The following is a 26,938-nucleotide window of genomic DNA, read 5'->3' as shown; positions in this document are numbered from 1 at the left end:
CTGGGGACATCTGGGCGGGGTATCCGCAGCCACGGGGAACTGCGCGGGGGAACAGACGCGGGCGCCGTCATGTTGACCCGAGCGGACGCACGGGTATAGTGCGATCAGCGCATGTGCGTGTCCCGTCGTACGGACACCGGTGCCGTTCTCTCTCCATCAGCCCCTCGGCCGAGGTTTCCGGCCGGCCCGGGCTTCTTCTCCGCAACACCTCGTGACCAGGGCGTCCGCGCCGTATCCGAGGTGCCGTTCCCGCCGCCCGGAGGCAGCTGTCCACGCCTCCCGCTCGCGGCCTCTCCCCCTTCCTCCTCTCTTCTTCCGTCCGTAGGGGCGACCCGCTCTCTTCCGTCCGTGAAAGGACTCACCCATGACCACCACACTCGAACACGCTCCCGTGGTCGAGCAGACCCCGGCCCCCCGGCTCGTCACCGGTGTCCTCGACATCGACGCGCACGGGAAGGGGCAGCTGCGGGCCGCGCGCCTGCTGCCCTCCCCCGCCGACCCCCAGGTCCCGCCGGCCCTGATCCGGCGCCACGGGCTGCGCAAGGGCGACCTCGTCGAGGGCGTCCGGGGTGACCGGCGCACGCTGACCGAGGTCACGCGCGTCGACGGACGCGACCCGGCGGACCTGCGCGGCCGACGGCACTTCCGCGACCTGACCCCGCTCCATCCGCACGACCGCATCCGCCTCGAACACCCCGCGTCCGGGCTTGCCGGACGGGTCACGGATCTCTTCGCCCCGGTCGGCAAGGGCCAGCGCGGACTCATCGTGGCCCCGCCGAAGAGCGGCAAGACGGTGCTGCTCCAGCAGATCGCCGCCGCCGTGGCCGGCAACCACCCCGAGTGCCGGCTGATCGTGCTGCTGCTGGACGAGCGCCCCGAGGAGGTCACCGAGATGCGCCGCTCGGTGCGCGGCGAGGTGTACGCCTCCACCTTCGACCGGGCCCCCAAGGAGCACATCGCCCTCGCCGAACTCGTCGTCGAGCGGGCCAAGCGCCTGGTGGAGGCCGGCGAGGACGTCGTCGTCCTGCTGGACTCGCTGACCCGGCTGTGCCGGGCCCACAACAACGCCTCCGCAGCCGGCGGCCGTACGCTGAGCGGCGGTGTCGACGCGGGCGCGCTGCTCGGCCCGAAGCGGTTCTTCGGCGCCGCACGCCAGGCCGAGGAGGGCGGCTCGCTGACCATCCTCGCCACCGTCCTGGTGGACACCGGGTCCCGCGCCGACGGCTACTACTTCGAGGAGCTGAAGAGCACCGGCAACATGGAGCTGCGGCTGGACCGCGAAGCCGCCACCCGCCGCCTCTTCCCCGCCGTGGACCTCGACGCCACCGGCACCCGCCGCGAGGAACTCCTGCTCAGCCCCGCCGAGTTGACGGCCGCGCACGGTCTGCGCCGCGTCCTGCGCTCCCGCGAGAACGGCCCGTCCGGCCTGGAGACCCTCCTGGAACGGCTGCGCTCCACCCCCGACAACGCCGCGTTCCTGCGGCAGGTCCGGCCCACCCTGCCCCCCGGCTGACCCCGCCCGCGGGCGGCCGCGGTGCGGCATCCGGGTTGCTCCGATGGGCCGAACGGCCCCGACAGCGCGAGCGATGGCGACCCCATTCGTACGTTGATCATATGTTCACAGCCCTTTCTCACCGGGCGGCCGTGTCGGGGTGTTCCCTGTGCGTGGCGTGCCTGCTGGCACTCGCGCCGGCCGCCGCCGCTGCCGGGCCCCGTGCCGGCGAGCCCGCACCGCCCGGCCCCCGGGCGGCGATGCCCGGGCCGTCCCTGCTCTACCGCTCCGGCCCCCAGGTCCGGCCGCACCGGGGCGCGCCCGAGGTGCCGGAGGTGTCGGCGCTCTCCTGGGTGGTGGCCGACGCGGACAGCGGGGAGGTGCTGGCCGCGAACGACGCGCACCGCAAGCTGCCGCCCGCGAGCACCCTGAAGACGCTGTTCGCCCTGACCGTGCTGCCGACGCTGCCCGCCGGGATGCAGCACACCGTGCGGGACGAGGAGCTGGCGGACATCGGCCCGGGCAGCAGTCTGGTCGGCGTCGAGGAGGGGCACTCCTACCAGGTGGCCGACCTGTGGCGCGGGGTTTTCCTCAGCTCCGGAAACGACGCCGTGCACGTGCTCGCCTCGCTGGACGGCGGCTGGGCGGCCACGGCCGCGCGGATGCAGGACAAGGCACGCGCGCTCGGCGCCCTGGACACCCATGTCGTGTCCCCCGACGGCTACGACGCCCCCGGCCAGGTGTCCTCCGCCTACGACCTGGCGGTCTTCGGCCGCACCGGGCTGCGCAACCCCGACTTCGCCCGCTACTGCTCCACCGCCGAGGCACAGTTCCCCGGTGAGGGGGCGTCGTACGGCATCGAGAACACCAACCGGCTGCTGACCGGTGAGGACGGGGTGGCGCCGTACCCGGGGCTGATCGGCATCAAGAACGGCTACACCACCAATGCGGGCAACACCCTCGTGGCCGCGGCCCGCCGGGACGGGCGCAGGCTGGTGGTGACCGTGATGAATCCTCAGGAGGGCGGCGGGTTGGCCGTGTACGAGGAGGCACGCCAACTGCTCGACTGGGGCTTCGCGGCGGCCGGGCGGGTGGATCCGGTCGGCTCGCTGGACGGGCTGCGCGCCAAGTCGTCCCCGGCGTCCGCCGCCGTACCGGTGGCCGCGGCCGCCTCACGGGCGCAGGACGACCCGGACTGGTCCGGCACCGCCGTCGTCGTGGGACTCTCGGGGCTCGGGGCGGGAGCCGTGGCGCTGGCGTTGCGGGCCAAGGGCAGCCGGGCCGGGCGCGGCTGACCCGTCGGCAGGCCGAACAGCAGACCCAGGGTGATCCACGTGTAGGTGTTGCTGCCGAGGAAGCCGCCGATGCCACGGGCGCCGTCGACCCACAGCCACACCACGCTCGTGCACAGCACCGCGTACAGGGCGCCCGCGATCCGCCGGTGTCCGGCGCGGACCAGTACGGCGAAGGACGGCAGCAGCCACACCAGGTGGTGCACCCAGGTGATGGGGCTGACCAGGCAGGCCGCCGCCGCGGTCAGCGCGAAGGCCGCCGTCCAGTCGCCGGCCGTCACCGCCCTGCGGGCCCGCCACGCCCAGACGCACAGGGTCAGCAGGACAGCCGTCGCCCACAGCGGGCGGCCCGGCTCACCGAGGCGGGCCAGCACGCCCTGGAGCGACTGGTTGGACACATAGTCGAGGCGGCCCACCCGGCCGGTGTCCCCCAGCGCCTCGGTCCAGTAGAACCGGGACGCCCCGGGGTCCGCCCAGGCGGCCAGCCCGGTCGCCGCGGCGGCGACGGCCGTGGCGAGGCCCGCCGCCCGGCGCCGTCCGGCGAGCAGGAGCAGGCCGATGAACAGGGCGGGCGTGAGCTTCACAGCGGCGGCGAGCCCGATCCCGGCACCCGCCCAGCGCCCCCGGCCGGTCGCCAGCAGCAGGCAGTCGCCGAGGACGAGGGCGAGCAGCACCAGATTGACCTGGCCGAAGCTGAAGGTGTCCCGCAGCGGCTCGAACAGGGCCAGCAGGCACAGGCCGAGCGACCACCGGTACCAGCCGTGCCGCCGCCAGTCCGGCCCGGCCAGGAGCCGCAGGACCACCGCCAGCGCGGCCAGGTTGACCAGCAGGGACGCCACGATCGCCGAAGTGCGGTCCAGCAGGGCCAGCGGCAGCATGGCGAGGGCCGCGAACGGCGGATAGGTGAACCCGTACGAGGTGCCCGGCACCCGGTAGTCGTAGATCCGGCCGCCGTGGTGCACCCAGGTGTGCACGGTGCCGTAGTAGACGCGCAGGTCGAAGAAGCCGCGCAGCAGCGGCACGGTGGCGGTGAAGACCGTGACGGCCGTGACGAGGGCGAGGACGAGCAGCACCCGTCCCCGATGCGTACGGGGTCGCGGCGGGCCGCTCACGCCGTGCGTCCCGGTGCCGGGGCCTGGGCCGCCTGGTGGGCCTGCCACAGGACGACCACGCCGAGCACCCCGCCGGAGACGGCGAGCACGAACTGGCCGAGGTCGGCCGGCCCGCCGCTCGGCAGGACCGCGAGGGCGAGGACGCCGGCCAGGGCCGCGACCCGGTGGCGTACCGAGGTGTCGGGCGCGCCGGCGGCGATGAGGAACAGGCCCCACAGCACGTACCAGGGGCGGATCGCCGGGCCGAACACGGCGACCGTGAGCAGGCTGAGTCCGAGGGCGTACTCCGGTCTCAGGCGCAGCCGGAGCCATATCAGCGCCACGGCGACGGCGGTGGCGGCGAGCCCGAGCAGGTGCCAGGCCGGGACGGCCAGCGGGGCCAGACCGCTGCCGAGGTGTTCCAGCAGGGCGCCGGTGGCGCGGCCGGCCAGGCTGGTCAGGGCCCAGTTCTGCGGGGAGACCGGGGTGTCCAGGGCGCCGATCCAGCCGTAGCCGGTGCCGGCGACGGCGGTGGCGGCGACCGTGGTCAGGGCGGAGGCGCCCGCCGTGGTCAGAGCGGCCGGCAGCGGGCGGCGGCCGGAGCGGACCTGGAGGACGACGACGGCGAGCAGACCGAGGGCCGCAGGGGCCTTGACCAGCGCGGCGAGGGTGACGAGGACGGCGCCGAGGGCGGGCCGGCGCCCCCGTGCGGCGACCAGTCCGAGACCGAGCAGGCCGAGCATGAGGGCGTCGTTGTGGGCACCGGCCACCAGGTGCAGCAGAACCAGCGGGTTGAGGGCGCCGAGCCACAGGGCGGCGGCCGGATCGGCACCGCTGTGCCGGGCCAGCCGGGGCAGCGCCGCCGCCATCAGGGCCACGCCGAGCAGGGCGAGCAGGCGCATGCCCAGCAGGCCGGCCGGGAGCTGGCCGCGGGTCAGGCCCGCCAGGGCGGAGGCCACGGCCAGGAAGGCGGGCCCGTAGGGGGCGCCGGTGTGCTGCCACATCGGGGCGACCTCGTCGGCGAGCGGGCCGCCGAGCACGTCGGGTCCGTGGGCGTAGACGTCCATGTGGGCGTCGGCCATGGCGCCCTGCGCGAGGTAGCTGTAGACGTCCCGGCTGAACAGCGGCGGGGCGAGCAGCAGCGGGGCCGCCCACGCGGCGAGCACCAGCAGCAGGGCGCGGGGGGTGGGCGGCCGGGGGCCGCGCACCAGGCGGCCGAGGAGCACCCAGGCCGCGATGAGCAGCACGACACCGAAGTACACCCCGACGAGACCGAGCGCGGCCCGCGCCGAGGCGGGTGCCAGGAGGTCCTGGACGGGCAGGGCACCGGCTGTCTCACCGCCCAGCGCGAGGAAGGCGGTGCCGGCCAGCCCGAGCAGCCGGCAGCGGCGGAGATCGACGGGGAGTGCCATGGCCAACACTGGCCCAGCGTGTCAACGCCGGGTGGCCGGAAGGCGACGGTGGCCCTGCCGGGCGGAAGCCGGGGTGTGGCCGGTGCGTGGTGGGTCCGGGTGCCGTCCACGCCAGGAGCGGCGTGTGCGCTCCGCCGCGCCCGAGGCGTGCGCGAGCATGACCGCATGCCGATGTGGATCCGTGTGTACGACGACGACCTGGATCTGTGGCGGTATCTGGAGGGCGACGACGACGGGCGAGTGACACGGCAGGTGGATCTGCGGGCTGAGGACGGCACCGCGGTGACCGCTGCTTCCCTGGAGGAGGTGCTGCGGTTCCACGAGCGGTCGGACTTCGCCACGATGGGCCGTTACCAGCAGCGGTACGGTCTCCTCGCCGAGGGCAGGCTCGCGTCCTTCGGGGGAGCGCGGCGCGGTGACGAGATCCCGGCGGAGGAGTTCGAGCGGGTGTGGCTGGACGCCCGGCGCGCCCTCGGCTCGACCGCTCCTCGCACCGACGGGTGCTGAGCGGAGCGCGGCGCCGAGGGCTCGGGCCGTTCCGGGCCCGCCACGGCGAGCCGGGCGCCTCGGCCTGACGGCACCCTCCCTCAGAACACCGACAGCCCGGTCAGCGTGGTGAACCGGTCGAGGGCCGCCACTCCTGCCACCGAGTTGCCGCGTTCGTCCAGCCCGGGGCTCCACACGCACAGCGTGCACCGGCCGGGGACGACGGCGATGATCCCGCCGCCGACCCCGCTCTTGCCGGGCAGCCCCACGCGGTAGGCGAAGTCCCCGGCCGCGTCGTACGTACCGCAGGTCAGCATCACCGCGTTGACCTGCTTGGCCTGGCTGCGGGTGAGCAGGCGGCTGCCGTCGGCGCGTATGCCGTGCCGGGCGAGGAAGCCGGTGGCGAGGGCCAGGTCGGCGCAGGAGGCGGTGAGGGAACACTGCCGGAAGTACTGGTCGAGCAGGGTCGGCACATCGTTGTCGATGTTGCCGTAGGACGCCATGAAATGGGCGAGGGCGGCGTTGCGGTCGCCGTGGTCGGTCTCGGAGGCGGCGACCTCCTGGTCGAAGTCCAGGCAGGCGTTGCCGCTCTCGGCGCGCAGAAAGGCCAGCAGTTCGCCGGCCGCGTCTCCGGTGCGGGTCTGGAGGCGGTCGGTGACGACGAGGGCGCCCGCGTTGATGAAAGGATTCCGCGGGATGCCGTTCTCGTACTCCAGCTGGACCAGGGAGTTGAAGGGGTTGCCGGAGGGCTCGCGGCCCACGTGTTCCCAGAGTTCGTCGCCCTCGCGGGCCAGGTCGAGGGCGAGCGTGAAGACCTTGGTGATGGACTGCGTGGAGAACGGCTCGCGCCACTCCCCCACCCCGTACACCGTGCCGTCCAGCTCGGCGACGGCCATGCCGAACCGGCGGGGGTCGAGCGCGGCGAGGGCCGGGATGTAGTCGGCGGCCCGGCCGCGGCCGGGCGTGCGCTCCATCTCCTCGGCGATGCGCTCCAGGATCGGCAGGAAGGTGAGGGACGACGTCGTTGTCATGATCACCATTGTGCCTCCCGCTCGGTCCCGGAGCGCAATCGGCCCTGCGTCGCCGCAGGTCAGGCGGCCGGTGCCCCGCTGCCGGCGACGACCTCGGGGCGCAGCAGCTCGGCGAGCCGCTCGGCCGGGAGCAGGCCCTTCTCCAGCACCAGTTCGGCCACACCCCGGCCCGTGACGAGGGCCTCCTTGGCGATGTCCGTCGCGGCCGTGTAGCCGATGTGCGGGTTGAGCGCGGTGACCAGGCCGATGGAGTTCTCGACGGTCGCGCGCAGCCGCTCGGTGTTGGCGGTGATGCCGTTCACGCACCGCTCGGCCAGTGTCAGACAGGCGCTGCGCAGGTGCGTGATCGACTCCGACAGGGAGTGCAGGATGACCGGCTCGAAGGCGTTGAGCTGGAGCTGCCCGGCTTCGGCGGCCATGGTGATGGCGACGTCGTTGCCGATCACCTCGAAGGCGACCTGGTTGACCACCTCGGGGATCACCGGGTTGACCTTGCCCGGCATGATGGACGAACCGGCCTGGACCGGAGGCAGGTTGATCTCGCCGAGGCCCGCGCGCGGACCGGAGGACAGCAGCCGCAGGTCGTTGCAGCTCTTGGAGAGCTTGACCGCGATCCGCTTGAGCACCCCGGACATCTGGACGAAGGCACCGCAGTCCTGGGTGGCCTCGACCAGGTTGGCGGCGGTGACCAGCGGCAGCCCGGTGATCGCGGACAGGTGCCGGCGGGCGGCCTCGGCGTAACCGGCGGGCGCGTTGAGGCCCGTGCCGATCGCCGTGGCGCCCAGGTTGATCTCATGGACCAGCTCGACGGCCTCGGCGAGACGGCTGCGGTCCTCCTCGATCATGACGGCATACGCGGAGAACTCCTGACCGAGCGTCATCGGCACGGCGTCCTGCAACTGTGTACGGCCCATCTTGAGCACGTCACGGAACTCGACCGCCTTGCGGGCGAACGCGTCCTGGAGTACGGCCATCGCCTTGAGCAGTCCGCGCACCGCGAAGACCGTCGCAATCTTGACGGCGGTCGGGTAGACGTCATTGGTCGACTGCCCCAGGTTGACGTGCTCGTTGGGGTGCAGGTCCGCGTACTGGCCCTTCTGGTGCCCGAGCAGTTCCAGCGCCCGGTTCGCCACGACCTCGTTGGCGTTCATGTTCGTGGACGTGCCGGCGCCGCCCTGGATGACGTCGACGACGAACTGGTCGTGCAGCTTGCCGGCCCGGATCTCCTGGCAGGCGGCGACGATCGCGCGCGCCTTCTGCGGCGCCAGCAGGCCGAGCTCCTCGTTGGCGAGGGCGGCGGCCTCCTTGACGGCGGCCAGGGCGTCGATCAGATGCGGGTAGGCGGAGATCGGGGTGCCGGTGATGGGGAAGTTCTCCGTCGCGCGCAGGGTGTGCACACCCCAGTACGCGTCGGCGGGTATGTCACGGTCGCCGAGGAGGTCGTGCTCGCTGCGGGTGGCGGCGGTCATGGGAGATGGGTCCTCTTTCTGAGGTACGGGAGTATCAAAAGGGGCGCGGGGCGGTGTCCATATGCGGCTACCGCCGCGTGGGCGCGACCGGCCACGAACGGCCCGCGGGCCGCAGACGACCCGCGGCCCCCGGTATTCGGCGAATTACGCGCACGCAGTGAACGGAACCGGGTCCAGCGCACGCACAGCACGCACACAGCCCACCGGCTCCCCACCCCCCAACAGCGGCTCCCCCGCGAACTCGGTCAGCAGCTCGGGGTCGACGCCCGCGCGAGCGAGCGCGGCCGCAGCCACCGGAATCCGCGCCCGGTTCGCCCCGTCGGCGATCTTCACAGCGATGGCCCGGCCATCAGGCAGTGCAGCAACCTGAACGCCTTCAAAGCCGTCCTTGGTGAGCAACCCCGGCACGGCCCGCATCAACGCGGCCACGTCCCGCCCCGCTCCCGAGGCCATCTCCGCGTGCGCGCGCATCGCGTCGGCGACCCGCGCCTCGGGGGTGCCGGGAGCGGCCGAGGTGATGCGGGACAGGGCGCGGGCGAGTCCGTGCAGGGAGATGGAGAACAGCGGCGCCCCGCAGCCGTCCACGGTGACCCGGGCGACCCGCTGGCCGGTCAGGTCCTCGACGATCTCCTCGATCGCCTGCTGCAGCGGGTGCTCCGGGTCGAGGTAGTCCTCCAGGGACCAGCCGTTGAGCCGGGCGGTCCACAGCATCGCCGCGTGCTTGCCGGAGCAGTTCTGGGCGAGCCGGGAGGGCGTGCGGCCCTCGCGCACCCAGGCGTCCCGGACGGCCGGGTCGAACGGCATGTCGGGGACGTTGCGCAGGTCGTCCTCGGTCAGCCCGGCGAGTTCGAGGATGCGCCGGGTGCCGGCGAGGTGGCGTTCCTCGCCGGAGTGGCTGGCCGCGGCCAGGGACAGCAGTTCGCCGTCCAGCGGCAGACCGGCCCGCAGCATGGCCACGGCCTGGAGGGGTTTGACGGCCGAGCGCGGGTAGAAGGCGGCCTCGATGTCGCCGAGCTGGAACTGCACCCGGCCGTCGGCGCCGAGGACGACCACGGAGCCGTAGTGGATACCCTCGACGACCCCGCCGCGGACGAGGTGGGCGACGGGCGCGTGGAGGGGTTCGCGGACGACGGGTGCGTCGGCGGGGGAACTGCTGTACATCACTGCCTGTATCGAGGGGTCGGGGCGGTCCGGGTCGCGGGTCACGCGTCGGCGCCGGTGGATGTGCGCGCTATCCGGCCGCGGATGGCGAACCAGCCCGTGACCAGCGCTGCGACGATCAGCGGCAGACAGAGCACGGTGGTGCGTCCGGCGCCGCCGTCGGCGTACATGAGGACCAGGACGGAGGCGAGGAACGCCAGCGTCACGAGTTCGGTCCAGGGGGAACCCGGCAGCCGGTACGTCGGCCGGGTCAGCTCGCCCTTCCGGGTCTTCCGCCAGAAGAGCACGTGACAGATCATGATCATGCCCCAGGTCGCGAGGATGCCGATCGCCGCGAAGTTGAGGACGATCTCGAACGCGTCGGCGGGGACGACGTAGTTGAGGCCCACACCGAGGACACACATACCGCTGGTGAGCAGGATTCCGCCGTACGGGACCTGGCTGCGGCTCATCCTCGCGGTGAACTTCGGGGCGGAGCCGCTCATGGCCATGGAGCGCAGGATGCGGCCGGTGGAGTACAGGCCGGAGTTCAGCGAGGACATGGCCGCGGTCAGCACGACCAGGTTCATCACGCCGCCGGCCGCCGGGACACCGATGTGCGACAGGACGGTCACGAACGGGCTCTCGCCGGCGCTGTACTCGTTCCAGGGCAGCAGCATCGAGAGCAGGACGACGGAGCCGACGTAGAACAGGCCCACGCGCCACATGATCGAGTTGATCGCCTTCGGCATGATCTTCTCGGGGTTCTCGGTCTCACCGGCGGCGACGCCGACCAGCTCGACGGAGGCGTAGGCGAAGACGACGCCCTGGATGATCAGCAGCATGGGCAGCAGGCCGCCCGGGAAGACGCCGCCGTTGTCGGTGATCAGGGCCGGGCCGGGGTGACGGCCGTCGACCGGGTGCTGGGTGACCAGCAGGAAGATGCCGATGCACATGAAGACGACGAGCGCCGACACCTTGACGATGGCGAACCAGAACTCCAGTTCGCCGAAGATCTTGACCGAGATCAGATTGACGGTCAACACGACGGCCAGGGCGATCAATGCGATCAACCATTGGGGGATGTCCGAGAACATGCCCCAGTAGTGCGTGTACGTGGCAACCGCCGTGATGTCGGCGATGCCGGTGGTCGCCCAGTTCAGGAAGTACATCCAGCCTGCGGTGTAGGCGCCCTTCTCACCCAGGAACTCACGGGCGTACGACACGAAGGCGCCGGAGGACGGGCGGTACAGGACGAGTTCGCCGAGGGCCCGGACGACCAGGAAGGCGAAGACTCCGCAGACGGCGTACGCGATGAACAGGGAGGGACCGGCGTCGGCGAGCCGGCCGCCCGCGCCGAGGAAGAGGCCGGTGCCGATGGCGCCGCCGATGGCGATCATGTTGACGTGCCGGTGCTTGAGGCCCTTGCTGTAGCCGGCGTCTCCGGCGTCGACATGGCCGGACGAGGGGCGCGTCTCGTCTTTGAGGTGCTGCTCGCTCACGCCTCGGGTCCGCCTTCCGTGGGGAGGTCCGTGCGCGCGGGGCGCACGATGTCGGTGAGGGTCGTCTCGACGCGGTCGAGGTGGTGGCTCATGGCCTCCACCGCGTCGAGTTCGGAACCGTCGATCAGCGCCTCGACGATCGCCCGGTGCTCACGGTTGGACTGCTCGCGACGGCCGCCCAGTTCGTTGAGGAAGGCCGACTGACGCGCCAGTGCGTCGCGGATCTCCTCGATGACCCGGCGGAACACCGGGTTCTGGGCGGCCTCGGCCACGGCGAGGTGGAAGAGCGTGTCCATCGCGACCCACGCGGTGGTGTCCGTCTCCCGCTCCATGCGGTCGAGCAGGTGGGCCAGGTGGTCCAGGTTCTCCGGGGTGCGGCGCAGGGCCGCGTACCCGGCGACCGGGATCTCGATGTGCCGGCGCACCTCCAGCAGGTCGCTGGCCGCGTAGTCGCCGAATGTGGGGTCCTCGACGGCGTTCGCGACGACGAAGGTGCCCTTCCCGGTCCGGGAGACCGTCAGGCCCATCGTCTGCAGCGCGCGCAGCGCCTCGCGGAGCACGGGCCGGGACACCTCGAGGGTGCGGCACAGCTCGGCCTCGGAGGGGAGCTTGTCGCCCATGGCGTACTCGCCGCGCTCGATGGCGCCGCGGAGGTGGGAGAGGACCGCTTCCATGGCGCTGATACGCCGGGGCCCACGTCCACCTGTCTGGCTGTCTGACAGGTTCACGGGAGCGATCCTGCGGGTTGCGCGCCGGGGCTGTCAAGGTGGGGCGTAACGAAACATTCACGGGGTGCGGCGCCTGAATGCAGGCATCCGCACCCCGTGGGTGATCAGCAGGATTCGGTCAGGCGTTGAGCGTGCCCGTGGCGAGCAGGCCGAGCAGGCCCACGCCGATCACGATGCGGTAGATCACGAAGGCGTTGAAGGAGTGCTTGGCGACGAACTTCAGCAGCCAGGCGATCGAGGCGTAGGCGACGACGAAGGAGACGATGGTGCCGACCGCCAGCGGGGCGGCGCCCACGCCCGCGCCGAGGGCGTCCTTCAGCTCGTAGATGCCGGCGCCGGTCAGGGCCGGGATACCGAGGAAGAACGACAGACGGGTGGCGGCGACGCGGTCGAGGTCCAGGATGAGCGCGGTGGACATGGTGGCGCCGGAGCGGGAGAAGCCGGGGAAGAGCAGGGCGAGGATCTGGGAGCAGCCGACCCACATCGCGTCCTTGAAGGAGGTGTCGTCCTCCCCGCGCTTGTGCCGGCCCATCTGGTCGGCGGCCCACATCACCGCGGAGCCGACGATCAGGGAGCCCGCGACCACCCAGAGCGAGGCGAGCGGACCGTCGATCAGCGGCTTGGCGGCCAGGCCGACCACCACGATCGGGATGGTCGCGGCGATCACCCACCAGGCGAACTTGTAGTCGTGGTGGTAGCGCTCCTCGCGGTGGGTCAGACCGCGGAACCAGGCGGAGACGATCCGCTTGATGTCCTTGAAGAAGTACACGAGCACGGCGGCGATGGCGCCGACCTGGATGACGGCGGAGAACCCGACGACGGACTTGTCGTCGACCGGGATGTTCATGAGTCCCTCGGCGATCTTCAGGTGACCCGTGGAGGACACCGGGAGGAACTCGGTCACCCCCTCGACTACTCCGAGGACGACGGCCTGACCGACGGAGATGGCGCTCATGGGATCCAGTTCTGAGGAGAGTTGGTCGACAGTGCTGTAGACAGTACTTGCTGCGTCCGGCGGTCTGGCAAGCGCCTAGGCCCACAGGGCGCCGGCTAGCGAGACACCCGCGAAGGCCGCGGCGAGCCCGGCCACCACGCTCGCGACGACGTTGACGGCAGCGTAGAGGCCGGAGCCGGCCTCGGTAAGCCGCAGGGTCTCGTAGGAGAAGGTCGAGTACGTCGTCAGCGCGCCGCACAGACCCGTGCCGATGAGAAGCTGCAGATGGGGCCCGGCCGCCCCGGCGGAGACGGCGCCCGTGAGCAGCCCGAGGACCAGCGAGCCGGTGACGTTCACCACGAAGGTGCCCCAGGGGAAGACCGAGTCGTGGCGGGCCTGCACGGAGCGGTCGGTGAGATAGCGCAGCGGTGCGCCCACCATGGCCCCCGCGATGACCAGCAGCCAGTTCACAACGACTTCTTACCCTTCGGATCCGTGTCCCCCTGGCCGGCGGAGCGCCCCACGTACCGGACGACCTCGCACTCCTCCAGGGTCACGAGACCTTCCCCGACGAGTTCGTCGAGCTGCGGCAGGAACCCTCGTACGCGCTCCTCGCCGTCCACGACCACGACCGCCACCGGCAGGTCCTCGCTCAGGGACAGCAGGCGGGAGGTGTGGACGCGGGAGGAGGCGCCGAAGCCCTCGATGCCCCGGAAGACGCTCGCGCCGGCGAGTCCGGCCGCATGCGCGCGGTGCACGATCTCGGAGTAGAGGGGCTTGTGGTGCCAGGTGTCGTCCTCGCCGATGTAGACGGTCAGCCTGAGGGCGCGGCCGGTGAGTGATGTCATCGCTGCCTCCTGATCAGCACCCGGCGGGCGGCGGCCGAGGCGAGCCACACCGCGGCGAGGGCCGCGCACGGCGTCGCGGCGAGATAGGCGAGCCCGGGCCCCGGGCGGCCGGCGTCGACCAGCTTGCGGATGTCGACGGCGTAGGTGGAGAAGGTGGTGAAGCCCCCGAGCACGCCGGTGCCGAAGAAGGGGCGTACGAGGCGGTGGGCGGCCCACACGTCGGTGATGAGCACCATGAGGACACCGATCACCGCGCAGCCGATGACGTTGGTCCAGAAGGTCGCCCAGGGGAAGCCGCCCGGCGGTGTGGGCCAGGCGAGGGTGAGCCCGTAACGGGCGCACGCGCCGAGGGCGCCGCCGATCGCGACCACCGCGACCACGGGTATCTGGTGCTGCCATGCGGGCCGCCGCCGTGGCGTGGGGCGGGCACGGAGGCTCTCGGCTTCCGGGGCTGTCATGCTGGTGCGTCTCCTGTTCGGCCTGCCCCGACGGGTGATCACGGCCGGGCACCAGCCTACCGCCGGGTCAGGGCGTCGCGGGCCGCGCGCAGACCGCGACGCCGGGTTCCCACAGGCTGCCGAGGACCAGGTGGTCCCCGGTCACGCAGACGCTGGTGACCATGCGGAAGCCGGAGCGGCGGCGGGAGAGGTGGTGCAGGGTCCGCCCGGTGTCGTCGAGGGCCATGACCCCGATCGTTCCGCTCGGGCGGTAGGGCGCGTGGACGGCGGCCCGGGCGGCGGCGCCGCGCACGGCGGACGGGGTGCGGTGCAGGAGGTCCAGCGGCGGGACCCGTCCACTGGCGAGCGCGACCCAGAGCGGGCCGTCGGGGCCCTCGCGCCAGAGGTTGTCCGGCATGCCGGGCAGCGTGGCGAAGAGGTCGGTGCGGCCGGCCCGCGGGCCGGTGAGGTGATAGCGGGTGAGCCGGCAGGCACCGGTCTCGGCGATCACCAGGAAGGCGCCGTCGCCGCCGGCCGCCAGGCCGTTGGCGAACTGCAGCCCCTCCAGGACGACTTCCGGCTCACCGCCCTCCGGGGGAAGGCGCAGCAGGCGTCCGGTGCCGGTGTGTTCGACGATGTCACCGATCCACTGGTCCACGGGGTAGCGGCGGCTGGAGACGGTGAAGTACACGGTGCCGTCCGGCAGGGCGACGACGTTGCTGCAGAAACGGAGCCGCTCCCCCGCCACCGAGTCCGCGAGCACGCGCACGGTGCCGGCGGCGCCTTCGGCGGGATCGACGCGCAGCAGGCCGCGTTCCGCGTCGCACACCAACAGGCCGCCGTCCGGGAGGGGTTCGAGTCCGAGCGGGCGGCCGCCGGTCTCGGCCAGCACCTCCACGCGGGCCGTGCGCGGGTCACCGAGGTGGTGGACGCGCAGGATCCGCCCGTCCTCCGCTCCGGTCAGCACGCGTCCGTGCCCGTCGGCCACCACGTCCTCGGGGCCGCGGACGCCCAGGGAGACGTAGTGGAGCGGGACGAGTGCCGTCGGTCGGTCCATGCGCGGTGCCCTTTCGCCGTCGGTCGCCCCTGCTGCCCGGCCACTCTCTCCTGCCCGGCCTCCGCTCACCACCCCTTCTCGAACATCCGGGCCACCTCGGCGATGCGGATCTCGTCGCGCCAGTAGTAGGTGCGGCAGCGGACGCGGCGGGTGCGCAGCACGCCGAGGCGGGTGAGGAAGTCCAGGTGGGCGAGGGCGGTCCGGCGGGGTACGCCCAGCTTGACGGCCACGGCCCGCGCCGTGACGCCCCTGTCGACGGGGTCACGGCGGCAGTGCGCCGGGAAGTGGGCCGCCGGGTCCTTGAGCCACTCCAGGATGGTCTGCCGCATCCGGCCCGAGGGAGTTCCCATCATTGCGTCCGCCTCCGTCCCCGGCCTCCTCATACGCAGTCTTCCCACTGTCGCCCGGGCGACTCCGTCACGTCCCTGGGCCGTTGGTCCTTGTCCGGTACCGAACGGCCGTACGACCTGGGAGTGCCGGCCGGGGCCCGGCAACACGTACTCCCGCAGGTTGTTCCCGGCCGCGTCCGTCATCGGCCGTCACCCCGCAACTCACCACGATCCGGCAGCCGTGGGACCGGATCAGCAACGAGGTGGTGCGGGTGCTGCTCGCGCGGATCGCCGGTGAGGACACGGCGGCGGTGATCCTGCCCACGGAGCTGGTGCGGCGCGAGTCGGCTTGACCGCAGCGCAGCCCGGGTGCCGGGAAGGGCCGTCACGCGTCCGCGGCGCCGGCACGGCCGGTCGCGCCGTTCCCCGCGCCCCTGCGGGGCGCCACCAATCCCGTCTCATAGGCGAGGACCACCGCCTGGGCCCGGTCGCGCAGGCCCAGCTTGGCGAAGATGCGGGCCACGTGGGACTTGACCGTGGCCTCGCTCAGGGTCAGCTCGGCGGCCAGTTCCGTGTTGGACAGGCCGCGCCCCATCAGGGTCAGGACCTCCCGCTCGCGGGGGGTGAGCGCGGCCAGGTCGGCGGGCACGGGCTCGGCCGTCCGCTCGGCCTCGGCCGCGTACCGCTCCACCAGACGCCGGGTGATCTGCGGGGCGAGCAGGGCGTCACCGGTGCTGACGAGCCGTACCGCCGCCGCCAGGTGCTCCGGGGTGACGTCCTTGAGCAGGAAGCCGCTGGCGCCGATGGCGAGGGCCTCGTACACATACCGGTCCAGGTCGAACGTGGTCAGCATGAGGACCCTGCAGTCCGGTGTCTGCCGCAGGATGCGGCGGGTGGCCTCCAGACCGTCCATGGCCGGCATGCGGATGTCCATGAGGACGACGTCCGGGCGCAGTTCACCCGCCGCGGACACCGCCTCGGCGCCGTCGGCGGCCTCGCCGACCACCTCGATGCCCCGGGCGGTGAGGATCAGCCGGAAGCCGGTCCGGATCAGCGTCTGGTCGTCGGCGATCAGGACCCGGGGCGCCCGCTCGGGCACGGTTCCCGTCATGGGCGGTCCAGGGGGATGCGCGCGCGGACGCGGTAGCCGCCGCCGAGTCTGCGGCGGGCGTCGAGGTCACCGCCGTAGACCGCGACCCGCTCGCGCAGTCCGAGCAGGCCGCGCCCGGTGCCGGCGGACGCCGGTCTCGGGGTGGCCGGGGCGGTGCCGGTCAGCACGCTGGGGCCGGTGTTGAGCACCTCGACGCGCAGGGCGTGGTCGGCATAGCGCACGGTCACCTCCGCCTTGCCGCCGTCGCCGTGCCGGAGCGCGTTGGTCAGAGCCTCCTGGATGATCCGGTAGGCGGTCACGCCGATGCCCTGGGGCAGCGGGCGCGGCTCGCCGGAGACGTGGACCTCGACCGGGAGCCCGGCGAACGATATGCGGTCCACGAGGGGGCCGAGCCGGTCGAGGCCGGGCTGCGGGGCGAGAGGCGTGCTCACCGCGCCCGCGTCCGCACCCACTGCCGGTCCCGGGTCGGTGTCCGTGCCGTCCTGTGCCGGCGCCAGCAGTCCCAGCAGGTGTCTGAGGTCGGTCATCGCGCCCCGCCCTGCGTCCTCGACAGCCCTGAGAGCCGACGCCGCCTCGTCCGGCATCGTCCCCAGCACCTCGCGCGCGGCGCTCGCCTGCACGACCATGAGGCTCACGTTGTGGCTGACGATGTCGTGCAACTCGCGGGCGATCCGGTCGCGTTCGGCCGCGATCGCGGCCTCGGCCGCGCTCTCCCGCTCGCGCTCCAGCAGCCAGCCCCGCTCCCCGACCGCCGTCTGCCAGCGGCGCCGGGTGCGCACCAGCGCGACACCCGTCCCGAGAACGGCCGCGCACGCCACCGCGAGCGCCGCCGTCAGCACTTGGTACTCCCCCATGTCGTGCATGGTCGCAGACGGCACTGACATCCGCATCGACCTGGGGGTTCATCGTCCTGCATCCGGAGAACGAGTCCTGCTCCCCAATGCCGTCCGGGGAGGGATGCCGACGCCGGAGTCCCCCGTCTAGCGTCCTGTCCATGGTCACCGAGGTGAGAACGGGAGACACCGTCGTACGGCTCGACGGTGTGCGCAAGGAGTACGGCGAGACGGTCGCGCTCGACGGGGTGTCGCTGGACATCCGGGCCGGGGAGGCGGTCGCGGTGATGGGCCCCTCGGGATGCGGCAAGTCCACGCTGCTCAACATGATCGCCGGCCTGGACCGGCCGACGGCCGGCGGTGTCGTCGTACACGGCGAGAGTGTCGGGGAGTTGAGCGAGAAGGGGCTCGCGCTGTACCGGCGGCGCCGGATCGGCATGATCTTCCAGTTCTTCAACCTCATCGACGACCTGTCGGCCCTGGACAACGTGGCGCTGGCCGCCCAGTTGACCGGCACACCGGCCCGGCAGGCCCGGCGGCGGGCCCTGGAGCTGTTCGAGGAACTGGGCATCGCGGAGCGCCGCAACGCCTACCCGTCGGTGCTCAGCGGGGGTGAGCGCCAGCGGGTGGCGGTGGCACGGGCGTTGATGAACCGGCCCGCGCTGCTGCTGGCCGACGAGCCGACCGGGGCACTGGACAGCCGGGCCGGGGAGCAGGTGATGGACCTGCTGCTGGATCTGAACCAGATCGGCCAGACGCTGGTCATCGTGACGCACGACCGGCGTCTGGCGCAGCGCTGCGCGAGCCGCCTGGTGGAACTGGCCGACGGCCGGGTGACCGGTGAACACGCCCTGGAGCCGTCGGTATGAGCGCCGTGTGGAAGGCCGCGCGCGCGGCCGTGCGCCGGCGGAGACTGCAGACGGTGGTGATCTGGCTGGTCACGCTGGTGTCGACGGGGTCGATGGTGGTGGCGCTGGGGCTGGTGGACGCGGCGTCGGCGCCGTTCGACCGGGTCTTCGGGGCGCAGCGCGGGCCGCATGTCACGGCCGCGTTCGACCGGAGCAAGGTGTCGGACGCCCAACTGACGCGCGCGGCGCGGCAGCCGGGGGTGGAGGCGGTCGCGGGGCCGTTTCCGCAGGCGACACTGCAGATGCCGAGGGGAGCCGGTGACTTCGGCATGGGGGGTGAGGTCACCGTGGTCGGCCGCCCCGGCCCCGGGGGGCCGGTGGACCGGGTGGACCTGTGGGCGGGCCGGTGGCCCACCCGGCCGGGCGAGATGGTCCTGAACCGGCAGTCCGACTGGAGCGCCGACGACCTGGGCAAGAAGTGGCACCCGCGGTCGGGCCCGACGCTCACCGTCGTCGGGTTCGCCTTCGACCTCAGCCATACGGCGGACGTGTGGGTCGCCCCCGGCCAGATCGCCGCACTGCACCCGAACGCCTCACAGATGCTGTACCGGTTCCGGGACGCGTCGTCCCCGAGCGCGCTGCGCGCCGGGCTGGGCGGCGTGACCAGGGGCCTGCCCACGAACGCGCTCAGCGGTTCGCAGTCATACCTGGTACTCAAGCACCGGATGGGCAGCAACGCGCGCGGGTACGCCCCGTATCTGATGGCGTTCGGTGTCCTGGGCATCCTGGTGGCCGTACTGATCGTGGCCAATGTGGTGGCCGGGGCGGTGGTCTCCGGGTTCCGGCACATCGGCGTCCTCAAGGCCCTCGGATTCACTCCGGGACAGGTACTGGGTGTCTACCTCACGATGATCTCCGTACCGGCGGTGCTGGGCTGCGCGCTGGGCACGCTGGCCGGCGATCTGCTCGCCGCGCCGTTCCTGCGGTTCGTGTTCACGGGGCCGATGTCGGGGGTGCTGCACGACCAGCCTGGCATCGCGCCCTGGGTGAACCTGCTCGGGCTGCTCGGCATGCCGCTCGTCTGCGCGCTGGCCGCGCTGGGCCCTTCGGTGCGGGCCCAACGGCTGTCGGCCGCGCGGGCGATCAGCGCGGGCAGCGCGCCGCGCGAGGGGCGGACGCTCGGCATCCAACGGCGGCTGGCCGGCCTGCGGTTGCCGCGATCGGTCAGCCTCGGGATCGGGCTGCCGTTCGCCCGGCCCGCGCGCAGCGCGCTCACCCTGGCCGCCGTGGTGCTGGGCGTGACGACGGTGACGTTCGCGACCGGCCTGGCCGCGACGCTGGCCGGCTTCGGGAACGCCGGACACCGCGCCTACGACGTCACCGTCTACGTGAACACCGACCGGCACGGCAAGGAGGTGCACCCCGCGCACAGCGACCGGCAGCTCCAGTCGATGCTGGCGGGGTTGCCCGGTGTGGCCGGGGTCACGGCGCGGGCGGACGACGACGCACTCCTCGTCGGCACCACGCAGGTGGTGATGTTCGAGGGCCGGCGCGGCCCCGACCCGCATCTGGACAGCGTGCTGACGCGGGGGCGCTGGACGCGACGCACCGGAGAGGTGCTGGCCTCCTCGGCCTTCCTGCACAGGAACGAGATGGGCATCGGCGACCGTCTGCGGCTGCGGAACGGTACCCGTGAGGAGGAGGTGACGGTCGTCGGCGAGACCATGGACAACGACGACCGGCTGGTCATCGGCTCCTGGCCGACGATGACCGCGCTGGTCCCCGACGAGAGGGCCATCGCCTACCACGTCAGGCTGCGCGAGGGCACGGACCGGACGGCGTACGCCCGCGCCGTCCGGGCCGCGGGCCCGGAACTGTCCGTCCAGCCGACCGAGGCGAACAGCGTCACCGGCGCCATCGTCGGCTCCGCGACCGCCCTCACCCTGTTGCTGGCCCTGGTCGCCTCCCTCGGGGTCTTCAACACGGCCGTGCTCAACACCCACGACCGGCGCCGCGACCTCGGCATGCTGAAGTCGATCGGCATGGCCCCGGGCCAGGTCACGGTGATGACGGTGACGTCGATGGCGGTGCTCGGCGCGCTGGGGTCGGTGCTGGGCGTCCCGCTGGGCATCGCGGCCTACGAGGTGGTGATCCCGCGGATGGCGGCGGGGATCGACATCACTCTGCCGTCGTACATGACGGATGTCTGGCATGCGCGGATCCTGGCGCTGCCGGCCCTCGCGGGCATCCTGATCGCCGTCATGGGCGCCCTCGTCCCCGCCCGGCGCGCGGCCCGCCTCACCGTCGCCGAGGTGCTGCACAGCGAGTGAGGAGGGGGCGATCCGCAAGCGGTCAGGATCGAAGAAGCCGCGGCGGGCTCCCGGGCCCTAGCGTGAGGTGCACCGGCGGAAAGCCCCGCCGGGCCGCTCAGCTCACAAGGAGAGTCCCATGACCGCCGGCCTGCAGACGATCATCTACCCCGTCAAGGACCGGGGCCGTGCCAAGGCCCTGTTCACCGTCCTGCTGGGAGTGGAGCCGTACGTGGACGAGCCCTACTACGTCGGTTTCAAGGCCGAGGGGCAGGACATCGGCCTCGACCCGAACGGGCATGCCCAGGGCCTGACCGGGCCGGTGCCGTTCTGGCACGTCACCGATCTCCGGGACCGGCTCGCGGCGCTGCTGGAGGCGGGCGCCGAAGTGGTGCAGGACGTGCGGGACGTCGGCAACGGCAGGCTCATCGCCTCGGTGAAGGACGCGGACGGCAACCTGGTCGGCCTCCTCCAGGACCCGGCCGCCTGAGCGGCGGAGCCGACTCCTTGCACCCGCACTAGTTGCATACTCAATGATTGGCCGGATGGGTGCTACGGTGCGGGTATGGCAGTCAAGACGGCCGACGCCCGGCTCGAGGAACGGTGGCGGGACATCCTCGCCGTGCACGCGCGCACGATGTGCGAGATCGACCGGGCCCTGCACCCGCACGGGCTGGGCGCCAGCGACTTCGAGGTGCTGGACATCCTGGCCTCCGAGTCGCCCGCGGAGGGTGACCAGTGCCGGGTGCAGAACCTGGTCGGACGGGTTCATCTCAGCCAGAGCGCACTGTCCCGGCTGATCGGCCGGCTGGAGAAGGACGGGCTGGTGGAGCGCTCGGTGTGCGCGGAGGACCGGCGCGGGGTGTGGGTGGCGCTCACCCGCAAGGGCCGCGCGCTGCACGCCGAGGTGCTGCCGCTGCAGCGGGCTGTGCTGGAGCGCATGCTGAGCGAGCAGCAGGGTTAGGCCCCCTAGAGCAGCAGCTCGGACCCGTCGGGCAGCACCTCGACACCCTCCTCGGCGACACGCGCGCGTGCCGGTGACGCCGGGTCGAGGAGCGGGTTCGTGTGGTGAAGGCGGCTGTAGATCCGGCGGGCGCCGGGATGGCGGGCCAGGGCGGCGAGAGAGCCGTCCGGTCCCGTGACGGGCAGGTGTCCGACGGTGGCCGGCCCGGCGCCGGGCCGCACCGCCGTGCCCGTCTCGTCGGACGCGAAGAAGGTGCCGTCCAGCAGGACGCAGTCGGCCTGGGCGCACAGCTCCTCCAGTGCCGGGCTCCAGGCGCCCGCACCCGGTGCGTACACCAGCACTCCCCCGCTGGCCAGGTCCTCGACGCGGTACGCCGTCATCCACGGGCCGGCGGGTCGCGGCGTCTGCGCCGGTACGTACGCCGGGGTCCTCGCGCCCACCGGATGGGCCGTGACCACCAGACCGCCGGCCAGCACGAATCCCCCCTCCGCCAGGCTGTCCGGCCACTCCCAGCGGGCGTAGCGGTCCAGGGCGGCGCGGGCGGGGGCCAGGACGGCGTGCACCGGCGGGGCGGCGTAGACCTTCAGGCCCGTCGCTCCGCGCAGTTCGCCCAGGCCGGTGACATGGTCGGCCTCGGCGTCGGTGAGCAGGACACCGCGCAGCGGGGTGTCCCGGGGGCCGGGTCCGGGCCGGAGCGCCGGTGTGGCGGTGAGCTGGGTGCGCAGGTCCGGCGAGGCGTTCAGCAGCCACCAGTCGCGGCCGTTGCCGGTGACGGCGGCGCATTCCCGGGTACGGGAAGGCAGCCGGCCGTCCCGGGCGGCCGTGCACAGCGTGCAGGAGCAGTTCCACCGCGGGAAGCCGCCGTCGGCGGCGGTGCCCAGCAGGACGACCCTCACGACATCGGCTCCTTCGCGCGCCGCGCTTGTGTCTCTCGCCGGGGATCTTCCCCTTCCGGAGACGTGTGACCACCCCGGGGAGGGGGGCAGTTCCGGCCGTCCTTGGCGGGGTTGCTCGGGATCGGGGCCCTGCATCACCTGGCCAGCAGCGTGCGTACCCCCTGTGAGGTGAGGGTCAGGGCGTGGGTGGAGTTGCCGTCGATGGCCAGGGAGAGGTCCTCGTCGGGCCACTGGGAGGCCAGGGCGCCCAGCGGTATGAGGCGGTAGCGGGATACGAACGGCAGCAGCCCGGTCATCTCGCCCTCCGTGGTGAACACGGGGACGACCGGGTCGCCTCCGGGCTGTTCGAGGACGGGCAGGGCCACGCTCGTGGCATCGGCGCCCTCCCCGTCGATCGCGTCGTCCGGTACGGGGACGAGCACGTCACTGTGGGCGAGGACGTCCAGCGCGGCCTGGTCCTCGGCGTTCACGGCCAGCGCGTCCAGCGCCTGCTGGGCCGGCGTAGGCAGGTCGTCGTGTGCGGGTGTCTCCATGGCAGATCCCCAGGTAGCGGCGGTCGTACGGGCCACCCGGGGCGGTTGCGGACCCGGGCGTGCTCCCGCCTCGCGTACCCGGTGGGCGGCGGGGCATGCGTGAGGATCGGCGGAGGTCCGACGGGGGCGTGGACACGTGTGGCCGGACACGGTGAAGCCCGGCCGGTGACCGTGATCACCGCCCGAGCGGACCCGGGCGGCGGGGCATCGGCCGGGCGACGCCGCGGTGCCCGCCGTGGAGGCGGACCTTCAGGGCCGGTCATGACCTCCCGGCCGCGCCGCCGGTAACCGTGTACGGCCTCGCGCCAGCGCTTCCCGGGCGGGTCAGCCGAAGGTGAGGGTCAGTTGGAAGTGGCCGGGGTCGAGGAGGGTGACGACGTGTTCGACGAAGGAGCCGTCGGCCGCCCGGCCGGTCCGCCGTGCCTGCAGGAACCAGTCCCCCGGCGTGCGCCGCAGCAGCTCCGCCTCCTGGACGTCGACCGGCCGCCCGCAGACCCGCTGCTCCCCGTGGTCGGCGCGCAGCCCGGCCCGCAGCAGCAGCTCGGTGAGCGACTCCTGGCCGAGGCCGCGGGCGGGCAGCTCCCGGATCAGGGGCACCGGTGGCAGGAAGCTGCGCTCGTACGACACCACGGTGCCGTCCGCGACCAGCTCACGCGTGCGCGCCACGCACACGAACACGTCCTTCGCCAAGCCGAGTTCGGCGGCGAGGGCGACGTCGCGCGTCTCGCGTACGGCGAGGGTCCGCACCGCGGTGTCCACGCCCCGCACGGCCAGCGCGCGGGCCCAGCCGAGCCGGCCGTCCAGCGGGGGGCCGCCGAAGAGGACGTAGGAGCCCTTGCCGGTGCGGGTGGTGATCAGGCCCTCCCCGGACAGTTCGGCGAGGGCCGCGCGGATGGTCGTACGGCTGACGCCGAACCGCTGGGCGAGGGCGTGTTCGGCGGGGAGCCGCTCGCCGGCCGGGCGGCCGCCGTCGCGGATCTCCCGGGCGAGGATCCGGCTGATCCGCTGGTGCTTGAGCGGGACACCGGTCACGGCCCGCCCTCCGCGAGCAGGTCGTCGACGGTGGTGACGCGGACGAGCGGCCGGTACATCTCCATGATCTGCAGGGCCTTCACGTGGGCGTCGTCGTCCACACCGGCGCAGGCGTCCGCGACCACCAGCACCTCGGTGCCGGCGTCGGCGGCGGCCAGGGCGGTGGACAGGACACAGCATTCGGTGCTGACACCGGCCAGCACCAGGCGGTCGTCCGGACCGACGCGGGCGGCGAGCAGCGGGGTCCATTTGCCGAAGGTGGTGGTGTCCAGCACATGGCCGGCCAGGGCGGCGAACTCGTCGGACAACTGCCAGAGTTCGGCGTCCGGGGGCTGGAGGGCGAAGGGCCACTGGTCGTAGTAGGCGCGCCAGGCCCCGGTCGGTTCGCCGGGGGCCAGGAAGCGGGTGAAGGTGACGCGGCCGGCGAAGGCCGGCAGCAGACTGCGGACGCCCGCCACCGCGTCGGCGTACCGGGGAGTGGCCCAGGGGCTCGCCGGGTCGGCGAACACGTTCTGCAGGTCGATGACGGCGAGATGCCCGGCGGTCATGCGTTCACCACCCCCTCGCCGGTGACCGGGCTCGGCGCCTGCGCCTCCTGGGCGCGCACCCGGCCCCGGCCGAGCAGCAGGGTGCCGGCGAAGGCGAGGGCCAGCGCGACCAGGACACCGAGGTTGGCGTACGCCCAGGCCCCGGTCTTGCCGCCCAGGCCGACCGGCGAGAGCAGGTAGCCCTGCCAGGTGAGCCAGCTCGCCGCGGTGTTGGTGACCAGGCCCCAGCCGACGGCCGTGGCGGCGAGGGTGAGCAGCAGGGGCGGCACGGGGATGTCGCCGTAGCGGCCGTGCGGGCGGTAGAGGTCGCCGTCGTCGTAGTCGCGGCGGCGCAGGGCGAGGTCGGCGAGCATGATGCCGCACCAGGCGGCGATGGGCACGCCTAGCGTGGTGAGGAAGCCCATGAACTGGCCGAGGAAGTCGCCCGCGAAGAAGACGATGTAGACCGAGCCGGCGATCATCAGGACGCCGTCGAAGAACGCGGCCAGGTAGCGGGGCACGCGCAGCCCGGCGGAGAGCAGGGCCAGGCCGGAGGAGTAGATGTCGAGGACGGCGCCGCCGACCAGGCCGAGCACGGCGACCACGGCGAAGGGGACCAGGAACCAGATGGGCAGGATCGTCGTCAGCGCGCCGATCGGGTCGGCCGCGACGGCCTTGCTCAGGCTCGGGGAGGAACCGGCCAGCAGCAGGCCGAAGACCAGCAGGAGCAGCGGGGCCGCGGAGGCTCCGAAGGCGGTCCAGCCGATCACTCCCCGACTGGACGAACTCCGGGGGAGGTAGCGGGAGTAGTCGGCGGCGGCGTTGACCCAGCCGAGGCCGAAGCCGGTCATCATGAACACCAGCGCGCCGACGAACTCCTGCGCCGAACCGGCCGGGACGGCGCTGACCGTGCCCCAGTGGATGTGGTCGGCGACCAGGGCGACGTAGACGAGGGTGAGGACGCCCGTGACCACGGTGATGACCGTCTGCAACCGCATGATCAGGTCGAAGCCCATGACCCCGCCGACGACGGTCAGCGCGGCCACCACGATGAGGGCGACCACCTTGGTCCCGGTGCCGCCGCCCCAGCCGAGACGGCTGAAGACGGTCGCGGTGGCCAGCGTGGCGAGCGCGGTGAGGACGGTCTCCCAGCCGACGGTGAGCACCCAGGAGATCACGGACGGCAGGCGGTTGCCGCGCACGCCGTACGCCGCCCGGCTGAGGACCATCGTCGGCGCCGAGCCGCGCTTCCCGGCGACCGCGATGAAACCGCACAGCAGGAACGAGACGACGATGCCCAGCACACCGGCGACGAGGGCCTGCCAGAAGGAGATGCCGAAGCCCAACGCGAAGGCGCCGTAACTCAGTCCGAGGACGGACACGTTGGCCCCGAACCAGGGCCAGAACAGCGTGCGCGGGGTGCCCTTGCGGTCCGCGTCCCCGATCACGTCGAGCCCGTGCGTCTCCACCTGGATGGGGCGGCCGGGGGATCTGCCGTCGGTGCTCGTGACCGGCTCCTGCGGGTGCGTCATCGCCGCGCCACCTGCCCTACCTGTCCAGACGTGTCTGATCACGGCACGCTAGCGCACGCTGGGCGGGGGTGCCATCGGTGCCGAAGGGCCCTCGGGCGGCGCCGGGTGACGCCGGCGCCGGCTCAGCGGTCGAACTCCTCCTGGATCGGTGTCCTGGGTTCCTCCCGCAGATGCTGGGAGAGACCGGGTTTGCCTCCTTCCCGGGCCTGTTCCGCGCGCTGTGCGGCGGTGGGGCCGAGGTCCGAGTCCGGGTCCACCCGTACCGACCTCGCCACATCGTCACGGCCCGTGTACCGCTCGGCCGGGATGCCGCGCAGGGCCTTGACGACCTCGTCCGAGGCACCCGCCTCCCGCGCGGCCGTGACCAGGCGCTCCTTGTCGGCCGGGTACGCCACGTCCTTCAGCGCGGCCAGCACCTCGGGGACGCTGGTGTGTGCCGTGCTCATGACTCCTCCTCATGTCTCGTGTGCGTCGCCCTGCTCGGTGTTCTCGTCCGCGTTCTCGTCGGCGGTGTCCGCTCCCTCCGCCTGGGAGGGAGACGTGCGCGGCGGCTGTTGCGCCTGCGCGTCGCCGGTCTCCCGCTCGCCCTCCGCCTGGGAAGGCGTGGACTCGCTCATCGGGACCTCCCTCACGTGTCCCTGCCTGTTCCGAGGCCCCCGGGTACCCGTGCGGCGCGTGTCCCATGACCGGCGAGAATCCATGAATCCGCGGCCCGGGGCTGGGTACCTGAGCGGTCCCGGCGCAGCATGCGGCGCCGGCGTACCAAGCCCCTTCTCACCGCCTGGAGGAGCCATGGCGGGTGTCAGCCCGACGGATCTGCAGAAAGCCCTGTCCGGCGCGGAGTACCCGGCCGACCGGGAGCAGCTCAGGAAGGTCGCCGAGGACAATCACGCGTCCAAGGAGATCACCGACCGGATCTCGCACCTCGGGAAGAAGGAGTTCCAGAACCCCGCCGAGGTGAGCAAGGCCGTCTTCCGGAACGAGTGACCGATCACGGCGTGGGGGGGGGGGGGGGGGCGCCCCCCCGCCCCCCCCCCGGGGGGGGGGGCGGGACCGAAGAGTCCACGGGCCCGCGGGGGGAGCGGCCGGGGGCGCCCCCGCGCCC

The 26,938-nt window shown here is 72.8% G+C and carries 29 protein-coding genes and 2 pseudogenes; 9 read left to right on the top strand and 22 right to left on the bottom strand.

Going from position 1 to position 26,938, the window contains the following annotated elements; genetic code table 11:
• Nucleotides 1–364 precede the first annotated feature (364 nt).
• Together rho and ACWC94_RS08355 are read left to right on the top strand one after the other, a co-directional pair.
• A complete protein-coding gene (rho, locus tag ACWC94_RS08360; RefSeq protein WP_450795604.1) occupies nt 365–1,513 on the top strand; it encodes a transcription termination factor Rho in 1,149 nt (382 codons plus the stop codon).
• 101 nt (nt 1,514–1,614) lie between these two features.
• Nucleotides 1,615–2,448: pseudogene (locus ACWC94_RS08355) on the top strand (D-alanyl-D-alanine carboxypeptidase family protein); the annotation flags it as partial.
• A gap of 59 nt (nt 2,449–2,507) precedes the next feature.
• Here the strand turns inward: ACWC94_RS08355 and ACWC94_RS08350 are convergent.
• Together ACWC94_RS08350 and mptB are read right to left on the bottom strand one after the other, a co-directional pair.
• Nucleotides 2,508–3,896: a glycosyltransferase 87 family protein gene (locus tag ACWC94_RS08350; protein WP_450795603.1), complete on the bottom strand. Its 1,389-nt coding sequence runs from the start codon at nt 3,894–3,896 to the stop codon at nt 2,508–2,510.
• Nucleotides 3,893–5,287 carry a polyprenol phosphomannose-dependent alpha 1,6 mannosyltransferase MptB gene (mptB, locus tag ACWC94_RS08345; protein WP_450795602.1) on the bottom strand — a complete coding sequence of 465 codons (1,395 nt, stop codon included), beginning with the start codon at nt 5,285–5,287 and terminating at the stop codon, nt 3,893–3,895. The genes ACWC94_RS08350 and mptB overlap by 4 nt, the downstream gene beginning before the upstream one ends.
• Before the next feature lie 165 nt (nt 5,288–5,452).
• Between mptB and ACWC94_RS08340 the strand changes: the two genes are divergently transcribed.
• A complete protein-coding gene (locus tag ACWC94_RS08340) occupies nt 5,453–5,794 on the top strand; it encodes a hypothetical protein (RefSeq protein WP_450795601.1) in 342 nt (113 codons plus the stop codon).
• 80 nt (nt 5,795–5,874) lie between these two features.
• Here ACWC94_RS08340 and ACWC94_RS08335 read toward each other — a convergent pair whose 3' ends face one another.
• The 11 genes from ACWC94_RS08335 to ACWC94_RS08285 all read right to left on the bottom strand — a co-directional run bounded on the left by ACWC94_RS08335 (nt 5,875) and on the right by ACWC94_RS08285 (nt 15,272).
• Entirely contained in the window at nt 5,875–6,813 is a 939-nt protein-coding gene (locus ACWC94_RS08335) for a glutaminase (RefSeq protein ID WP_450795600.1), read from the bottom strand.
• 50 nt (nt 6,814–6,863) lie between these two features.
• Nucleotides 6,864–8,273: an aspartate ammonia-lyase gene (gene aspA / locus ACWC94_RS08330; protein ID WP_450795599.1), complete on the bottom strand. Its 1,410-nt coding sequence runs from the start codon at nt 8,271–8,273 to the stop codon at nt 6,864–6,866.
• Between the two features lie 144 nt (nt 8,274–8,417).
• Nucleotides 8,418–9,434, bottom strand: coding sequence for an asparaginase (locus ACWC94_RS08325; protein WP_450795598.1), 1,017 nt, complete (start codon nt 9,432–9,434; stop codon nt 8,418–8,420).
• A gap of 41 nt (nt 9,435–9,475) precedes the next feature.
• Nucleotides 9,476–10,915: an amino acid permease gene (locus ACWC94_RS08320; RefSeq protein ID WP_450795597.1), complete on the bottom strand. Its 1,440-nt coding sequence runs from the start codon at nt 10,913–10,915 to the stop codon at nt 9,476–9,478.
• The gene (locus ACWC94_RS08315) at nt 10,912–11,589 is read right to left on the bottom strand and encodes a FadR/GntR family transcriptional regulator (protein WP_450795596.1); all 678 of its coding nucleotides are present in this window, start codon (nt 11,587–11,589) and stop codon (nt 10,912–10,914) included. The genes ACWC94_RS08320 and ACWC94_RS08315 overlap by 4 nt, the downstream gene beginning before the upstream one ends.
• Before the next feature lie 172 nt (nt 11,590–11,761).
• Nucleotides 11,762–12,598, bottom strand: a complete 837-nt coding sequence (locus tag ACWC94_RS08310) for an undecaprenyl-diphosphate phosphatase (RefSeq protein ID WP_450795595.1) — start codon at nt 12,596–12,598, stop codon at nt 11,762–11,764.
• A 75-nt stretch (nt 12,599–12,673) separates the two neighbouring features.
• The gene (crcB, locus tag ACWC94_RS08305; RefSeq protein ID WP_450795594.1) at nt 12,674–13,048 is read right to left on the bottom strand and encodes a fluoride efflux transporter CrcB; all 375 of its coding nucleotides are present in this window, start codon (nt 13,046–13,048) and stop codon (nt 12,674–12,676) included.
• The gene (locus tag ACWC94_RS08300) at nt 13,045–13,425 is read right to left on the bottom strand and encodes a DUF190 domain-containing protein (protein ID WP_450795593.1); all 381 of its coding nucleotides are present in this window, start codon (nt 13,423–13,425) and stop codon (nt 13,045–13,047) included. Before ACWC94_RS08300 ends, crcB (ACWC94_RS08305) begins: the two co-directional genes overlap by 4 nt.
• Nucleotides 13,422–13,883 carry a fluoride efflux transporter CrcB gene (gene crcB / locus ACWC94_RS08295; RefSeq protein WP_450795592.1) on the bottom strand — a complete coding sequence of 154 codons (462 nt, stop codon included), beginning with the start codon at nt 13,881–13,883 and terminating at the stop codon, nt 13,422–13,424. Before crcB (ACWC94_RS08295) ends, ACWC94_RS08300 begins: the two co-directional genes overlap by 4 nt.
• A gap of 67 nt (nt 13,884–13,950) precedes the next feature.
• Entirely contained in the window at nt 13,951–14,919 is a 969-nt protein-coding gene (locus ACWC94_RS08290; protein WP_450795591.1) for an SMP-30/gluconolactonase/LRE family protein, read from the bottom strand.
• Between the two features lie 65 nt (nt 14,920–14,984).
• Nucleotides 14,985–15,272 (bottom strand): ArsR family transcriptional regulator, encoded by a 288-nt coding sequence (locus tag ACWC94_RS08285; RefSeq protein WP_450795590.1) that lies wholly within the window; start codon nt 15,270–15,272, stop codon nt 14,985–14,987.
• 191 nt (nt 15,273–15,463) lie between these two features.
• Here ACWC94_RS08285 and ACWC94_RS08280 point away from each other — a divergent pair.
• Nucleotides 15,464–15,601 (top strand): annotated as a pseudogene (locus ACWC94_RS08280) (substrate-binding domain-containing protein); the annotation flags it as partial.
• A 32-nt stretch (nt 15,602–15,633) separates the two neighbouring features.
• Here ACWC94_RS08280 and ACWC94_RS08275 read toward each other — a convergent pair.
• Nucleotides 15,634–16,359: a response regulator gene (locus ACWC94_RS08275; RefSeq protein ID WP_450795589.1), complete on the bottom strand. Its 726-nt coding sequence runs from the start codon at nt 16,357–16,359 to the stop codon at nt 15,634–15,636.
• A complete protein-coding gene (locus tag ACWC94_RS08270; RefSeq protein WP_450795588.1) occupies nt 16,356–17,213 on the bottom strand; it encodes a sensor histidine kinase in 858 nt (285 codons plus the stop codon). Before ACWC94_RS08270 ends, ACWC94_RS08275 begins: the two co-directional genes overlap by 4 nt.
• A gap of 140 nt (nt 17,214–17,353) precedes the next feature.
• Here ACWC94_RS08270 and ACWC94_RS08265 point away from each other — a divergent pair, with 140 nt between their 5' ends.
• The 4 genes from ACWC94_RS08265 to ACWC94_RS08250 all read left to right on the top strand — a co-directional run bounded on the left by ACWC94_RS08265 (nt 17,354) and on the right by ACWC94_RS08250 (nt 21,313).
• Complete coding sequence (locus ACWC94_RS08265) at nt 17,354–18,061, top strand: ABC transporter ATP-binding protein (protein ID WP_450795587.1); 708 nt, start codon at nt 17,354–17,356, stop codon at nt 18,059–18,061.
• The gene (locus ACWC94_RS08260) at nt 18,058–20,370 is read left to right on the top strand and encodes an FtsX-like permease family protein (protein WP_450795586.1); all 2,313 of its coding nucleotides are present in this window, start codon (nt 18,058–18,060) and stop codon (nt 20,368–20,370) included. Before ACWC94_RS08265 ends, ACWC94_RS08260 begins: the two co-directional genes overlap by 4 nt.
• A 118-nt stretch (nt 20,371–20,488) precedes the next feature.
• On the top strand, nt 20,489–20,839 hold the full coding sequence (locus ACWC94_RS08255; RefSeq protein WP_450795584.1) for a VOC family protein: 351 nt from the start codon (nt 20,489–20,491) through the stop codon (nt 20,837–20,839).
• A gap of 75 nt (nt 20,840–20,914) precedes the next feature.
• Nucleotides 20,915–21,313, top strand: a complete 399-nt coding sequence (locus ACWC94_RS08250; RefSeq protein ID WP_450795583.1) for a MarR family winged helix-turn-helix transcriptional regulator — start codon at nt 20,915–20,917, stop codon at nt 21,311–21,313.
• A gap of 5 nt (nt 21,314–21,318) precedes the next feature.
• Here the strand turns inward: ACWC94_RS08250 and pqqB are convergent, their stop codons facing one another.
• The 7 genes from pqqB to ACWC94_RS08215 form a co-directional block, all read right to left on the bottom strand.
• On the bottom strand, nt 21,319–22,209 hold the full coding sequence (gene pqqB, locus ACWC94_RS08245; RefSeq protein ID WP_450795582.1) for a pyrroloquinoline quinone biosynthesis protein PqqB: 891 nt from the start codon (nt 22,207–22,209) through the stop codon (nt 21,319–21,321).
• A 134-nt stretch (nt 22,210–22,343) separates the two neighbouring features.
• The gene (locus ACWC94_RS08240) at nt 22,344–22,742 is read right to left on the bottom strand and encodes an SseB family protein (protein WP_450795581.1); all 399 of its coding nucleotides are present in this window, start codon (nt 22,740–22,742) and stop codon (nt 22,344–22,346) included.
• A gap of 324 nt (nt 22,743–23,066) precedes the next feature.
• A complete protein-coding gene (locus ACWC94_RS08235; RefSeq protein ID WP_450795580.1) occupies nt 23,067–23,774 on the bottom strand; it encodes a GntR family transcriptional regulator in 708 nt (235 codons plus the stop codon).
• Nucleotides 23,771–24,322, bottom strand: a complete 552-nt coding sequence (locus ACWC94_RS08230; RefSeq protein WP_450795579.1) for a cysteine hydrolase family protein — start codon at nt 24,320–24,322, stop codon at nt 23,771–23,773. The genes ACWC94_RS08235 and ACWC94_RS08230 overlap by 4 nt, the downstream gene beginning before the upstream one ends.
• The gene (locus tag ACWC94_RS08225; RefSeq protein ID WP_450795578.1) at nt 24,319–25,833 is read right to left on the bottom strand and encodes a purine-cytosine permease family protein; all 1,515 of its coding nucleotides are present in this window, start codon (nt 25,831–25,833) and stop codon (nt 24,319–24,321) included. Before ACWC94_RS08225 ends, ACWC94_RS08230 begins: the two co-directional genes overlap by 4 nt.
• A 122-nt stretch (nt 25,834–25,955) precedes the next feature.
• On the bottom strand, nt 25,956–26,279 hold the full coding sequence (locus ACWC94_RS08220) for a DUF2795 domain-containing protein (protein WP_450795577.1): 324 nt from the start codon (nt 26,277–26,279) through the stop codon (nt 25,956–25,958).
• Between the two features lie 9 nt (nt 26,280–26,288).
• Nucleotides 26,289–26,450, bottom strand: coding sequence for a hypothetical protein (locus ACWC94_RS08215; RefSeq protein WP_450795576.1), 162 nt, complete (start codon nt 26,448–26,450; stop codon nt 26,289–26,291).
• A 175-nt stretch (nt 26,451–26,625) separates the two neighbouring features.
• Between ACWC94_RS08215 and ACWC94_RS08210 the strand changes: the two genes are divergently transcribed.
• The gene (locus tag ACWC94_RS08210; protein WP_450795575.1) at nt 26,626–26,820 is read left to right on the top strand and encodes a DUF2795 domain-containing protein; all 195 of its coding nucleotides are present in this window, start codon (nt 26,626–26,628) and stop codon (nt 26,818–26,820) included.
• Nucleotides 26,821–26,938 lie beyond the last annotated feature (118 nt).

The organism is Streptomyces sp. NPDC001135, assembly GCF_053598395.1.
This window is presented reverse-complemented; position numbering and strand designations above follow the sequence as displayed.